At 52.3% G+C, this 13,869-nt stretch carries 13 protein-coding genes; 7 read left to right on the top strand and 6 right to left on the bottom strand.

The features are described 5' to 3' along the window. The first annotated feature begins 109 nt into the window (after positions 1-109). The 3 genes from glnL (at position 110) to ABLU96_RS12980 (ending at position 2,799) form a co-directional block, all read left to right on the top strand. Positions 110-1,159 carry a nitrogen regulation protein NR(II) gene (gene glnL / locus ABLU96_RS12990; RefSeq protein WP_004127098.1) on the top strand — a complete coding sequence of 350 codons (1,050 nt, stop codon included), beginning with the start codon at positions 110-112 and terminating at the stop codon, positions 1,157-1,159. An 8-nt stretch (positions 1,160-1,167) separates the two neighbouring features. Beyond that, a complete protein-coding gene (gene glnG / locus ABLU96_RS12985; RefSeq protein ID WP_004107350.1) occupies positions 1,168-2,577 on the top strand; it encodes a nitrogen regulation protein NR(I) in 1,410 nt (469 codons plus the stop codon). A 111-nt stretch (positions 2,578-2,688) separates the two neighbouring features. After that, on the top strand, positions 2,689-2,799 hold the full coding sequence (locus ABLU96_RS12980) for a YshB family small membrane protein (RefSeq protein WP_004855828.1): 111 nt from the start codon (positions 2,689-2,691) through the stop codon (positions 2,797-2,799). 36 nt (positions 2,800-2,835) lie between these two features. Here the strand turns inward: ABLU96_RS12980 and hemN are convergent, their stop codons facing one another. Together hemN and yihI are read right to left on the bottom strand one after the other, a co-directional pair. Continuing rightward, positions 2,836-4,209, bottom strand: a complete 1,374-nt coding sequence (hemN, locus tag ABLU96_RS12975; RefSeq protein WP_064358695.1) for an oxygen-independent coproporphyrinogen III oxidase — start codon at positions 4,207-4,209, stop codon at positions 2,836-2,838. Between the two features lie 188 nt (positions 4,210-4,397). Next, on the bottom strand, positions 4,398-4,904 hold the full coding sequence (yihI, locus tag ABLU96_RS12970) for a Der GTPase-activating protein YihI (protein WP_014227367.1): 507 nt from the start codon (positions 4,902-4,904) through the stop codon (positions 4,398-4,400). 583 nt (positions 4,905-5,487) lie between these two features. Here yihI and yihA point away from each other — a divergent pair. Then, entirely contained in the window at positions 5,488-6,120 is a 633-nt protein-coding gene (gene yihA, locus ABLU96_RS12965) for a ribosome biogenesis GTP-binding protein YihA/YsxC (RefSeq protein ID WP_025106524.1), read from the top strand. A gap of 349 nt (positions 6,121-6,469) precedes the next feature. Here yihA and polA read toward each other — a convergent pair whose 3' ends face one another. Then, on the bottom strand, positions 6,470-9,259 hold the full coding sequence (gene polA, locus ABLU96_RS12960) for a DNA polymerase I (protein ID WP_048263214.1): 2,790 nt from the start codon (positions 9,257-9,259) through the stop codon (positions 6,470-6,472). Positions 9,260-9,655: 396 nt separating this feature from the next. Between polA and ABLU96_RS12955 the strand changes: the two genes are divergently transcribed. Beyond that, positions 9,656-10,555 carry an acyltransferase gene (locus ABLU96_RS12955; protein ID WP_048263212.1) on the top strand — a complete coding sequence of 300 codons (900 nt, stop codon included), beginning with the start codon at positions 9,656-9,658 and terminating at the stop codon, positions 10,553-10,555. Between the two features lie 49 nt (positions 10,556-10,604). On the opposite strand, the gene dsbA is transcribed toward ABLU96_RS12955, so the two are convergent. The 3 genes from dsbA to ABLU96_RS12940 form a co-directional block, all read right to left on the bottom strand. Then, positions 10,605-11,228 (bottom strand): thiol:disulfide interchange protein DsbA, encoded by a 624-nt coding sequence (dsbA, locus tag ABLU96_RS12950; protein WP_048263210.1) that lies wholly within the window; start codon positions 11,226-11,228, stop codon positions 10,605-10,607. Positions 11,229-11,255: 27 nt separating this feature from the next. After that, positions 11,256-12,242, bottom strand: coding sequence for a serine/threonine protein kinase (locus tag ABLU96_RS12945; RefSeq protein WP_032719411.1), 987 nt, complete (start codon positions 12,240-12,242; stop codon positions 11,256-11,258). Between the two features lie 75 nt (positions 12,243-12,317). Then, the gene (locus ABLU96_RS12940) at positions 12,318-12,587 is read right to left on the bottom strand and encodes a YihD family protein (protein WP_004855810.1); all 270 of its coding nucleotides are present in this window, start codon (positions 12,585-12,587) and stop codon (positions 12,318-12,320) included. 71 nt (positions 12,588-12,658) lie between these two features. Here ABLU96_RS12940 and mobA point away from each other — a divergent pair, with 71 nt between their 5' ends. Together mobA and mobB are read left to right on the top strand one after the other, a co-directional pair. Further along, positions 12,659-13,240: a molybdenum cofactor guanylyltransferase MobA gene (gene mobA / locus ABLU96_RS12935; protein ID WP_049084533.1), complete on the top strand. Its 582-nt coding sequence runs from the start codon at positions 12,659-12,661 to the stop codon at positions 13,238-13,240. Beyond that, positions 13,237-13,755, top strand: coding sequence for a molybdopterin-guanine dinucleotide biosynthesis protein MobB (gene mobB, locus ABLU96_RS12930; protein WP_032751769.1), 519 nt, complete (start codon positions 13,237-13,239; stop codon positions 13,753-13,755). Before mobA ends, mobB begins: the two co-directional genes overlap by 4 nt. Positions 13,756-13,869: the final 114 nt, after the last annotated feature.

Here is a 13,869-nt window from a genome sequence, read left to right as displayed (position 1 = left end):
ATCTCAGGATGGGCTTTTTTCTCCACCAACACGCTGATCTCATGAGCTTTTTATACATAAAAAGCTATACTGCACTAAAATAGTGCACTCATTTTCAGGAGACTGTCGAATGGCAACAGGCACACTGCCCGATGCTGGGCAGATCCTTAACTCTTTAATCAACAGTATCTTACTGGTCGATGACGACCTGGCGGTGCATTACGCGAACCCGGCGGCGCAGCAGCTGCTGGCGCAAAGTTCGCGTAAATTATTCGGCACGCCGCTGCCGGAGCTGTTGAGCTATTTCTCGCTGAATATCGGCCTCATGCAGGAGAGCCTCGCTGCGGGTCAAGGGTTTACCGATAACGAAGTGACGCTGGTCATTGATGGCCGCTCGCACATCCTTTCCCTGACGGCGCAACGCCTGCCTGAAGGCTATATCCTGCTGGAAATGGCGCCGATGGATAATCAGCGCCGTCTGAGCCAGGAGCAGCTACAGCACGCACAGCAGATTGCCGCTCGCGACTTAGTGCGTGGCCTGGCCCACGAGATTAAAAATCCGCTGGGCGGTCTGCGCGGCGCGGCACAGCTGCTGAGCAAAGCGCTGCCCGATCCTGCGCTAATGGAATATACCAAAGTCATTATTGAACAGGCCGATCGGTTAAGAAATCTGGTTGACCGTCTGCTGGGACCACAGCATCCCGGAATGCACGTAACAGAAAGCATCCACAAGGTCGCTGAGCGGGTGGTAAAGCTTGTGTCGATGGAGCTGCCGGATAACGTCAAGCTGGTTCGCGACTATGACCCCAGCCTGCCAGAACTGCCGCACGACCCGGACCAAATTGAACAGGTGCTGCTGAATATCGTCCGTAATGCGCTGCAGGCTCTGGGACCGGAGGGCGGCGAAATCACTCTGCGCACCCGTACGGCCTTTCAGTTAACCCTGCACGGCGTGCGCTACCGCCTCGCTGCGCGTATCGACGTTGAAGATAACGGTCCGGGAATACCGTCTCACTTACAGGATACGCTGTTTTATCCGATGGTGAGCGGGCGCGAAGGCGGCACCGGGCTCGGGCTGTCTATCGCCCGCAGCCTTATCGATCAGCACTCCGGCAAAATTGAATTTACCAGTTGGCCAGGGCATACCGAATTCTCGGTGTACCTGCCTATTCGGAAGTAGAGGTGTTTATGCAACGAGGGATAGCATGGATCGTTGACGACGATAGCTCCATCCGTTGGGTGCTTGAACGCGCGCTCACCGGGGCAGGCTTAAGTTGTACGACGTTTGAAAGCGGCAACGAGGTGCTTGATGCCCTCACGACCAAAACCCCGGATGTGCTGCTGTCTGATATCCGCATGCCGGGAATGGACGGACTGGCGCTGCTAAAGCAAATTAAACAGCGCCATCCAATGCTCCCGGTCATAATAATGACGGCGCATTCGGATCTTGACGCGGCGGTCAGCGCCTATCAGCAGGGCGCCTTTGATTATCTGCCAAAACCGTTTGATATCGATGAAGCGGTGGCGCTGGTTGATCGTGCCATTAGCCATTACCAGGAACAGCAGCAGCCGCGTAATGCGCCGATTAATAGCCCAACGGCCGATATCATCGGCGAAGCGCCGGCCATGCAGGACGTCTTCCGCATTATCGGCCGCCTGTCGCGTTCATCAATCAGCGTACTGATCAACGGCGAGTCCGGTACCGGTAAAGAGCTGGTTGCCCACGCTCTCCACCGCCACAGCCCGCGCGCCAAGGCGCCGTTTATCGCGCTAAATATGGCGGCCATTCCGAAAGATCTGATTGAGTCAGAACTGTTTGGCCACGAGAAAGGGGCCTTTACCGGCGCCAATACCGTGCGCCAGGGGCGATTCGAGCAGGCAGACGGCGGCACGCTGTTCCTCGACGAGATCGGCGATATGCCGCTGGACGTACAGACACGTCTGCTGCGCGTACTGGCCGATGGCCAGTTTTATCGCGTGGGGGGCTATGCGCCGGTGAAGGTGGATGTACGCATTATTGCCGCCACCCACCAGAACCTTGAGCTGCGCGTCCAGGAAGGAAAATTCCGCGAGGATTTATTCCACCGCCTGAACGTGATTCGCGTCCATCTGCCGCCGCTGCGCGAGCGTCGGGAAGATATCCCGCGACTGGCGAGACATTTCCTGCAAATCGCCGCCCGTGAGCTGGGCGTCGAGGCCAAACAGCTGCATCCGGAGACGGAGATGGCGTTAACCCGACTGGCATGGCCGGGCAACGTACGTCAGCTGGAAAACACCTGTCGCTGGCTGACGGTAATGGCCGCAGGTCAGGAGGTTCTGACGCAGGATCTTCCCAGCGAGCTGTTTGAAACGGCGATACCGGATAACCCGACGCAAATGCTGCCGGATAGCTGGGCCACGCTGCTGGGGCAATGGGCCGATCGCGCTTTGCGTTCCGGTCATCAAAACCTGCTCTCGGAAGCGCAGCCGGAGATGGAGCGCACGCTGCTGACCACCGCGTTACGCCACACGCAGGGGCATAAACAAGAGGCGGCTCGCCTGCTGGGCTGGGGTCGTAATACCCTGACGCGTAAGCTAAAAGAGCTGGGAATGGAGTAGCAGCGCGGCGGCGAGTAAAAAATAGTCATCCAGCGCAAACTGCTGCTATTTTGTACTTTACTGTTGCCATGCGTTGAGTATGATCTTGCCCGGAAAGACGGGGGAGAAATCATGCTTGAATCATTTATTAATATTATATCGAGCGGTGTTGCAGCGGGTCATACGCCGCAGACGGCGGTAGCTGCCGTTCTGTGCGCGGCGATGGTTGGGCTGTTTAGCTGATAATACCCCCGCTCCTTCCTGGAGTGGGGGTATGCTTTATATCACGCGGGAAAACTGCTGCATCCGCGCTTTCTGGCGCAGATACGTATCAAAACACATGCAGATATTGCGTATCAGCAGCCGGCCTTTCGGCGTCACCTGAATGCCCTTCTCATCCACCTCCACCAGCCCATCTTTGGCCAGCGGTGCCAGCAATTTCATATCGTCGGCAAAGTAGCTATCGAAGGTAAGATCCCACTGCGCTTCTACCGCAGCGAAGTCGAGACGGAAGTGACAAATTAGCGCCTTAATCACGTCGCGACGAATGCAGTCATCGCGCGTCAACGCAATACCGCGCCACAGCGCCGTTCCGGTTTCATCAACCTGCTGATAATACTGCTTCAGCTCTTTCTGGTTCTGCGCATAGCAATCGCCAATCATGCTGATCGCCGAGACGCCCATCCCCAGCAGATCGGTGTCTCCCTGGGTGGTATACCCCTGGAAGTTACGATGCAGGATACCTTCACGCTGGGCTATCGCCAGCTCATCATCCGGACGGGCAAAGTGGTCCATGCCGATAAACTGATATCCCGCGGCCGTCAGCGAAACAATCGTCTCCTGAAGAATGTCCAGCTTCTGTTCTGCAGAAGGCAGATCGGCGTCTTTGATTTTGCGCTGCGCAGCAAAGAGCGTTGGCAGATGCGCATAGTTGAATACGCTCAGACGATCGGGGTTGAGCTCCGCCACTTTCTGTAGCGTATACGCGAAGCTCTGCGGCGTTTGCTTCGGCAGACCGTAAATCAGGTCGATATTGGTAGAGGTAAAGCCGATATCGCGCGCGTGGTTGAGTAGCGCGAAGATAAACGCTTCATCCTGCTCGCGGTTCACCAGGCGCTGCACTTCTTTGTTGAAGTCCTGCACGCCCATACTCAGGCGATTAAAGCCTTCGAGGCGTAAATGATCCAGGACATCGAGTTCGATTTCGCGCGGATCAACCTCAATGGAGATCTCTGCATCCGCGTTAAAATTGAAATGGGTACGCAGCAGCCCCATCAGACGACTAATTTGCGCCTTGTTTAAATAGGTTGGCGTACCGCCGCCCCAGTGCAGCTGATTAACTTTGCGGCCAGCAAAAAGCGGCGCGCGATGAATAATCTCCTGCTCAAGCACATCCAGATACTGGTCGGCCTTATGCTGCTGACGGGTGACGATTTTGTTGCAGCCGCAGAAATAGCAGAGTTTATGGCAAAACGGGATATGCACGTACAGCGAGAGGGGACGCTGCGGATAGCGGGCTACCGCCGCATCAAATTCAGCGGCGCCAAATTCTGGAGAAAACTCCAGCGCGGTGGGATACGAAGTATAACGCGGCCCGGAATAGTTATATTTCTGGATCAGGGCCAGATCCCAGTCGATTAACTGCACAGACATGCTCACTCCTTCCGATGGTACCGTCGGCGGGTACGCCGCCCCGGCCCAACCGCACCTCGGGTAATGAGCCGGTTGCGCAGCCATTTCTGACGCCGCGACAACCGTCGTAGTTTAACGAATAACCACAGCAGATAACATATAACCAGAAGGGTTATAAGCAGGACCGGGAATCCGATGGGGTGCAAACGTTAGTTTCCACCCTTCAGCAGGCGCATCATATCTTCTTTGCGCTCTTCCTCTTCTTCATCTTCGTCATCATCGTATGAGAGGCCCAACTGCTGCATCAGCTCATCAATACGATCCAGCTTAGCGTCAACCCAGGCTTGCTCTTCAGCATTCAGGGTACCGCCCTCTTCCAGACGTTCCAGCAGCGCGTCCAGGCGCTCATCGTTCTCCAGCAAATCCAGCTCAGCCTGCGGTGAAAGCATAGGTTTCTCGCTCTTTGGTTTATGCTGCTTAATCGCCGGAGCATTCTCAGTTACGCCCAGCGGGATTGGTTTTTTACTGCCAATTCGGGGATCTTGCTGCTGACCTTGTTTTTTACCTGCTGAAGCGGTGTCGCCGCCGGTCGCACGACTTCCTGCCGCGTGGCCACGATGCTTCTTCTGATGCTTGCGCTCGCGGGCTTCCTGGTTCAATTCTTCACGCGTTTTGCGATTTTTTTTGCCGCGAGGTACGGATGTCGGTTTTTTCATGTTGTGTAATCTTCAGGCCGTTTTCTTCAGTATAGAATTGAGGCGGAATCTAGCAGAAAGCAAGCAAAGAAAAAAGGCGACAGATTACTCTGTCGCCTTTTTCCGCACTGACAACCCTTAATGGGCTTCTACTTTCCATGTTAGCTAACGACACACCCTGTCTTTCCTTTAGCTACCAACGATCCCTGTTACATCCATTTCCTTTTAAAACGTCTCCAGACGTTTGTCATCCTGACAATCCGTAGTCCTCGCCTCCTGGCGCTTCCTGACTCCTCATCCTGAGTCATAATCCTGTTAGCATCCTCGCCCTTGACCGCTACTTTACTGGTTTGCGGGAAACCTACAACCGACTGTACAGAAAAAAAACGAGTTTCAGAATTTTCTTTCATTTTAACGCAATGATTTATATAACTTTGTATTATTTTTAATCAGACTTTTCTCATGAATTTCTCATATAACCAATAGCCAATGTCTCACAAAGACTGTGGTTTTAACTTACAGCGATGAGGTGCGGTAAAAACAGCCTTTTTCTGTTGTTCAGGTATAATCCCCGTCAAAGCCTGATTTAACGGAGACGACCGTCTTGACCAACTGGAATTATCAACTGACGCATTTTGTCACTAGCGCGCCAGATATCCGCCATCTTCCTGCCGATACCGGTATTGAAGTGGCCTTTGCTGGCCGCTCTAACGCCGGGAAATCCAGCGCGCTGAACACGCTGACTAACCAGAAAAGCCTCGCGCGTACTTCGAAGACGCCAGGCCGTACGCAGCTTATTAACCTGTTTGAAGTCGCTGAAGGCAAGCGCCTGGTCGACCTGCCGGGCTATGGATATGCCCAGGTTCCGGAAGAGATGAAAATCAAGTGGCAGCGCGCGCTGGGTGAATATCTGGAGAAACGCCTCTGTCTGAAAGGACTGGTTGTGTTGATGGATATTCGTCATCCGCTTAAAGATCTCGATCAGCAGATGATCCAATGGGCGGTGGAAAGCGATATCCCGGTACTGGTGCTGCTAACCAAAGCCGATAAGCTGGCCAGCGGCGCGCGAAAAGCGCAGATCGCCATGGTTCGTGAAGCGGTCACCGCCTTTAACGGAGATGTGCAGGTCGAAGCGTTTTCTTCCCTGAAGAAGCAGGGCGTGGATAAACTACGGCAGAAGCTGGATAGCTGGTATAACGATATCCCTCCTCAGGAAGCCTCTGAAGAAGGCGAATAATCTCGCTAACTTCTCCGGATAGCGGCGCGTGTGGCTCTATCCGGGTAGCCCGCCTCATCAGCATCGATACGCAAAAAATTTTCTTTCGCGCAATAAAAAACGCCCCGGTCATAAATGACCGGGGCGGCTAAAATATTCAGCCAAATCCGATTACGTGAAGTAAAAGGTCTGAAAGATAGAACATCTTACCTCTGTACCCTACGTCTTTAACTCTACTCTTCTTTCGGTTACGGATAAAGCATTTTTTGTAGTTTTTTTTCACTCTTTACATAGCAAATTCAAATGATCATCACAAAATGCGATAAGTTATGTTACTCACTTACAAGAAATGACCTTCCTTACCGAATACTTAGTGCGCTTGATCCCAGTTTTCTCCACTACCCACTTCCACCAGCAGCGGAACCGCCAGCGTCGTGCTGCTTTCCATCAGTTCGTGGATCTTTTTCGCAACCGCCTCAAGGTCGTCTTTATGCACTTCAAAGACCAGTTCATCGTGTACCTGCATAATCATCCGCACGCGCGGTTTTTCGCTTAATAACCAGCTATCTACGGCGATCATCGCGCGCTTAATAATGTCGGCAGCGGTTCCCTGCATCGGCGCATTGATCGCCGCACGCTCGGCACCGGCGCGGCGCGCGCCGTTGCTGGATTTGATGTCCGGCAGGTAGAGACGACGGCCATCAAGCGTTTCAACATACCCCTGCTCTTTGGCCTGGGTGCGGGTGCGCTCCATATACTCCAGCACGCCCGGATAGCGCTCAAAGTAGAGATCCATATACTTTTGCGCTTCTTTGCGTGGAATATTGAGCTGGCGCGCAAGGCCGAATGCGCTCATGCCGTAAATCAGGCCGAAGTTGATCGCCTTCGCGCTGCGGCGCTGTTCGCTGCTGACGCTCTCCAGCGGCAAACCAAAGACCTCTGCCGCCGTCGCGCGGTGGATATCCTTCCCTTCCGCAAACGCGGTCAGCAGGCCCTTGTCGCGGGAAAGATGCGCCATGATGCGCAGTTCAATTTGCGAGTAGTCAGCAGAGACAATGAGATAATCTTCCGGAGCAATAAACGCCTGACGGATACGCCGCCCTTCTTCGTTGCGCACCGGAATGTTCTGCAGGTTCGGGTCTGTAGACGACAAACGTCCCGTTGCCGTAACCGCCTGGTGATAAGAGGTGTGAACCCGGCCCGTTTTCGGGCTGATCATCAGCGGCAGCTTATCGGTATAGGTGGATTTGAGTTTTGCCAGACCACGATACTCGAGGATGACTTTCGGCAGCGGATAGTCCAGCGCCAGCTCTTCCAGCACCTCTTCCGAGGTAGACGGCGCGCCGCCCGGGGTTTTCTTCAGCGGCTTAATACCTTGTTTTTCAAACAGGATGGTTTGCAGCTGCTTCGGCGAAGAGAGGTTAAACTCCTCACCCGCGATATCATACGCCTTCTTCTCCAGTTCAATCAGGCGCTTGGCTATCTCCTGAGAATGCGCATGCAGCACGGCCGGATCAATCTTCACCCCGTTACGCTCTACGCGGGATAGCACCGGCACCAGCGGCATTTCAATATTTTTAAAGACCTTCAGCGGGCCTTCATTTTGCTGAAGTTCAGGCCACATTTTGAGGTGCAGCTGCAGCGTGACATCGGCATCTTCCGCCGCGTAGCGGCCCGCTTCTTCCAGCGCGATCTGATTGAAGGTGAGCTGGTTTTTACCTTTACCCGCAATCTCTTCAAAGGTAATGGTTTTGTGCTTCAGCCAGCGATCGGAGAGGCTATCCATATCATGGCGGCCCGCCACGCTGTCAAGAATGTAGGATTCCAGCATGGTATCAAAGGCAATACCGCGCAGTTCAATGCCGTAGTTAGCCAGGATACCGCGGTCATATTTGAGGTTTTGCCCAACCTTCAGAACCTTGTCATCTTCCAGTAGCGGTTTCAGCAGCTCAAGGACACGGTCGCGCGGGATCTGATCCGGTGCATCCAGATAATCATGGGCAACCGGTACATAGGCCGCAACGCCAGGCTCAATGGCGAAGGATAAGCCGACCATATTGGCGGATACGTTATCGAGGCTGTCAGTTTCGGTATCAAAGGCAAAAAGCGGCGCTTTCTTCAGGCTCTCAACCCAGGTCAACAACGTTTCTTCATCAAGGATCGTGACATAATTTTCAGAAGAGAGCGCCGTCGCGGTTTCCTCCTCCGCATCGGCCACGTCAGCCACCGCTACAACCGCCTTTGCCGCAGGCTTAGCGCCTTTTGCCTGCATCCACTTGCCGGACTCTACATCGGTGATCCAGCGTTTGAATTCATATTTTTTAAACAGCGTGAGCAGTTCATCAGCGACGGGTTGCGCAACCAGCAAATCTTCACAGCCCAGCTCCAGCTCAACGTCCGTTTTGATCGTCGCCAGCTGATAAGAGAGGTACGCCACCTCTTTATTCTGTTCCAGCTTTGCGGCCATCGTTTTTGCGCCGCGGAAGGTCAGCCCAGCGATTTTTTCAGGCTCAGCGTATAACGTATCAAGGCCACCCAGCCCCTGCAGTAACGCCTGCGCTGTCTTTTCTCCCACGCCAGGTACGCCTGGAATATTGTCCGATGAATCTCCCATCAGGGCCAGAAAATCGATGATCAGCTCCGGTGGTACGCCGTATTTCGTCACCACTTCATCGGGGCCAAGGATAGTGTTGGTCATGGTGTTAATCAGCGTAATACCCGGCGTAACCAGCTGGGCCATATCTTTATCGCCGGTGCTAATCAGTACCGGACGCCCGACCTTTTCAGCTTCACGCGCCAGGGTACCGATGACATCATCGGCTTCTACGCCAGGAACAGCCATTAGCGGCAGGCCCATCGCTTTTACCATGGCATGCAGCGGCTCGATCTGCGCACGCAGATCGTCCGGCATCGGCGGGCGATGAGATTTATAGTGCTCAAACAGTTCATCACGGAAAGTCTTCCCCTTGGCATCAAACACGACGACAGCGTGGGTCGGTTGATACTGCAGGATCAGGCTTCGCAGCATATTCAGCACGCCATACATTGCGCCTGTCGGTTCACCAGCGCTATTCGTCAGCGGGGGGAACGCGTGATATGCCCGATAAAGGTAAGAGGAGCCGTCAACGAGGATGAGAGGGTTTTCTGGGATCTGAACCATAATTTCCGTGCCTGTTTATCAGATTATCGGTAAAGGATGCCACAGACGGGCATTAAATCCTGAATTTTTCCCGCATTTCGTCGAAAAGATTCTGCGATCCTTTCGATCGCGTTATGGGCTATCCTGTGGATAACTTTGTGAATATTTTTATAACGACAGCCAAACAATCGTTAATTAAATCATCCATAAACAAATTATTTCATATTTATCATTAAGTTATACACGCATAATTTGCTTTAATAACACCATGACGACTCAATGTTCCATGTGGATATAAGATCCGAAAATTTTTCTGTTCTGGTAAGACCCGTTATTTACGCTATTTTCTGGTAAAATCAGCCTCTTGCGCCGTTTAAACGCGTTCTTTGTCAGCCTAACTTTCTGAATAAATTAACTATGTCGAGATTACTCGCCGCGATAACGCTCCCGCTGAGTATCGCCCTGACTATCATAGTCACCATAATCTGCTCGGTGCCAATCATCGTCGCCGGGCTGATTAAACTTCTTGTGCCTATTCCTGCGGTCTGGCGCTCGATATCCGTTTTTTGCAATTTCATGATGTACTGCTGGTGTGAAGGGCTGGCCCTGCTGCTGCGTCTGAATCCCTGGCTTAAATGGGATGTACAGGGCCTGGATGGCCTGAATAAGAAAAACTGGTATCTGCTCATCAGCAACCACCATAGCTGGGCAGATATCGTGGTGCTTTGCGTGCTGTTTCGCAAACATATCCCGATGAATAAATATTTCCTCAAGCAACAGCTCGCCTGGGTGCCGTTTATTGGGCTGGCCTGCTGGGCGCTGGATATGCCTTTTATGCGCCGCTATTCCCGAGGTTATTTACTCCGTCATCCAGAACGCCGGGGCAAAGATGTTGAAACCACTCGCCGCTCCTGCGAGAAATTCCGCGCGCATCCAACAACGATTGTTAACTTTGTCGAAGGCTCTCGTTTCACGGAAGAAAAGCAACAGCAGACCCGTTCGCCTTACCAGAATCTGTTATCGCCAAAGGCTGCGGGTATTGCCATGGCATTAAGCGTGCTCGGCTCGCAGTTTGATAAGCTTTTGAACGTCACGTTATGCTATCCGGAAAACAACCAAAAGCCGTTTTATGACATGCTGAGCGGCCGATTGACGCGGATTGTGGTGAGAGTCAGTCTTGAACCTGTGACGGAAGAGCTGCACGGCGATTATGTAAATGACAAAAACTTTAAGCGACGCTTTCAGCGCTGGCTAAACAGGCTTTGGGAAGAGAAAGATCGGCAGCTAACGGAAATAATGCAGCAGGCGGAGAAATAATTGTGGGCGCAGAAAAGAAAAACGCCGGTCAGTAACCGGCGTTTATTTTTTATTTCTTCTCAACGAGCTGCTTAACGGTATCGGCATACTGGGCAACAAATGCGTCCATGTTGCTGGTATCCATACCCTGCGGGTTAAGCTGGTATTTACCGTTAACGTACATAGCCGGCACGCCCTGCAGCTGGAAATCAGCGGCGGCTTTCTCTTGCTGAGCCACCAGGGATTTCACCACGAAGCTGTTCCAGGCTGCATCGTAATCTTCACCTTTAACGCCGGCGTCAACGAAGACCTTACGGATATCGGCCACGGTCTGGACGGTCTGATTTTTCTGTACCGCTTCAAACATCGGCACGGTGATTTTATCTTCCACGCCCAGCGCCATCGCAACGGCCCACGCCTGAGTCAGATCCTTTCCTAACGGTCCCAGGAACTCAACGTGGTATTTCGTCATTTTGACGCCTTCAGGCAGCTTTTTCTTCACGTTATCTGATACATGAAGAACTTCTTCAAACTGATAGCAATGCGGGCAGTAGAACGAGAAAAACTCGAGCACCTGCGGCTCACTGGCAACGGGCTTATCGAGGGTAATATACTGCTTACCGTCGGTGATCTGGGCAGCGGATGCACTGAAAGCCAGAATCATACCAGCCAGCGCCAGCCAAATTTTTTTCATGATTAATTCTCTCCTGGATATATCACATTAATACATTGGCGTTAACTGAAGAGGCGGTTCCTGCAGAACCTTTACCTGCTCAAGAAAAGTTGTTGTCTGCCCGCGCCAGTAATCTTCCCCGGTTAACCACGGGAAGTTTTTAGGAAAAGCGGGATCTTCCCAGCGCCTTAATAACCACGCCAGATAATAAACTAACCGCATTGCACGTAAAGGTTCGATGAGGGCAATTTCATCGGTATTGAAAGCGCTGAACTCTTCATACGCTTCAATGATCATCTCAAGCTGCATCCGTTGTTCGGCTTTATCGCCGTTCAACAACATCCACAGATCCTGGATAGCAGGTCCATTACGTGAATCATCTAAATCAACAAACAGTGGCCCATCGCGCCAGAGGATGTTTCCCGCATGGCAATCACCGTGTAACCGTAAAATATTGGCGCGTCCGTGCCATTGCGCCATTACCGCATCAATCAGCTTATCGGTAGCGCTGAGAAAAGCCTCTTTCAGACCTGCAGGTATCAGCGGGGAAAGCTCAAAGACCTGGCGTGGCTCAAGAAGATACTCATTCGTCCCTATCTCCGGACGCGCGACAAAACGCTGTTTGCGTCCAGTTTGATGCAGACGGCCAAGGTAGCGCCCAACCCATTCCATCTGATCGAGGTTATCCGCCTCAAACTGACGTCCACCCAGGCTTGGGAATACGGCGAAAAAGAATCCCTGATGCTGATGAAGGGTACTGTTGTTAAACGACAACGGCGCCGCTACAGGGACTTCGTCCTGCACGAGCTGGAGGGAAAACTGATGTTCTTCGAGGATCTGCTGGGCGGACCAGCGCTCAGGACGATAGAACTTCACCACATAGCGGCGACGATCTTCGTCCTGAAACTGGTAAACCCGGTTCTCATAGCTATTAAGCGGAGTGAGACCGGAGTCCACCCGCATTCCCAGATCAAATAAGCCATCAATGATGGTATCCGGGTGAAGCGTCTGAAAAGTGAAAGCCTTATCGTGCATCCTGACATCCGATAATCGTACGAATGATACAGGATATCATCTCATTGCCGATTCCGCGGCAGCGCTTACAACCTTTTACTCTTTAATCACGCCGCGAGCGCGTAGCAGCGCGGTTTTAAAATCTTCTTCATAATCTTTCTGAATTCCGGGAATAACGGCTTCTTTTGCCGAGTCGCGCATCTTCAGATGATAAATCAGAATATCGTCGGAGAGATCGTTCAACTCACCGGTGTATCCGGCCTCTTTCGCCAGTTTTTGCAAAAATTGCATTAAATTCAGCTCGGGTTCTTTCTGCCAGGCTGGCTGGAGGAGTTCAATGACTTCATTCAGACGTTTACATTTCATAGCAATGCTCCTTACTCTTGATAGGAATACGTTAGCAGGGACAATCCCACAATGAAAGAGGCGATATTAATATGCAGGGCAAGGTCATAACCGGCGTCGTGCTGGCGGGAGGAAGAGGCTCGCGCATGGGAGGAATAGATAAAGGATTACAGCTGCTGAAAGGTAAAGCCCTGTGGCGTCATGTCGCCGATGCGCTGCAGCCGCAGGTTACAAAGCTGGTAATTAGCGCTAACCGCAATCTTGATTGCTGGCGAAGCAGCGGCTACCCGATTATTACCGACTCTCTGAACGACTTTCCCGGGCCGTTGGCCGGCATGCTTTCCGTAATGCATCAGGTTGAGGGCGAGTGGTTTCTGTTTTGTCCCTGTGATACGCCATTTATCCCATCATTTCTGGCGACGCGCTTAACACAGCAGAGAAAATCCTCTCCAGCCGTTTGGGTACACGATGGTGAACGTGACCATCCGGCCATTGCTCTGGTGAATCGCGAGGCGATCGGCGAACTGGAAACGTATCTGGCGGCAGGAGAAAGACGGGTAATGGTATTTCTGCGCAAAATTGGCGGTCATAGCGTCGATTTTAGCGATGTAAAATCAGCATTTATTAACGTCAATACTCTCGACGATTTGCAACGTATGCAGGTGCCATCATGATCCCGCTTTTAGCCATCGCAGCCTGGAGCGGTACAGGTAAAACCACCCTACTGAAGTCGCTGATTCCGGCACTGCGCGCGGAAGGCTTACGGCCAGGGCTAATTAAACATACTCATCACGATATGGACGTGGATAAGCCCGGTAAAGACAGCTATGAACTGCGTAAAGCCGGAGCGGCTCAGACGATTGTCGCCAGCTCCCAGCGTTGGGCATTAATGACGGAAACACCCGAAGAGCCTCCGCTGGATCTGGAATGGTTGGTTAGCCGAATGGATGCATCAACGTTAGATTTAGTCCTGGTTGAGGGTTTTAAGCATGAAGCTGTGCCCAAAATCCTGCTTTTTCGGCAAAACAGCGGACATAGTATTGAAGAATTAGCTTATGACGATGATGTGATTGCCATAGCCAGCGATACGCCGGTCGAGACGTCGCTTCCATTGTTAGATTTAAATGATGTCCCGCAAATAGCCGCTTTTATTATGCAGTGGTTAACGGGGTTTAACGAGGACCGATAGTTATTGCAGAGATATAGCCATGATCGCGCCTTCTGAAGGCATCTGCTGATAGTTTCAGGCGACAAAAACGCAAAAAGCCCATCCGTCAGGATGGGCTCTTCACTTGTTTGATGC

The sequence above is a fragment of the Klebsiella sp. CN_Kp106 genome, assembly GCF_040064575.1.
GTDB lineage: Bacteria > Pseudomonadota > Gammaproteobacteria > Enterobacterales > Enterobacteriaceae > Klebsiella > Klebsiella michiganensis.
This window is presented reverse-complemented; position numbering and strand designations above follow the sequence as displayed.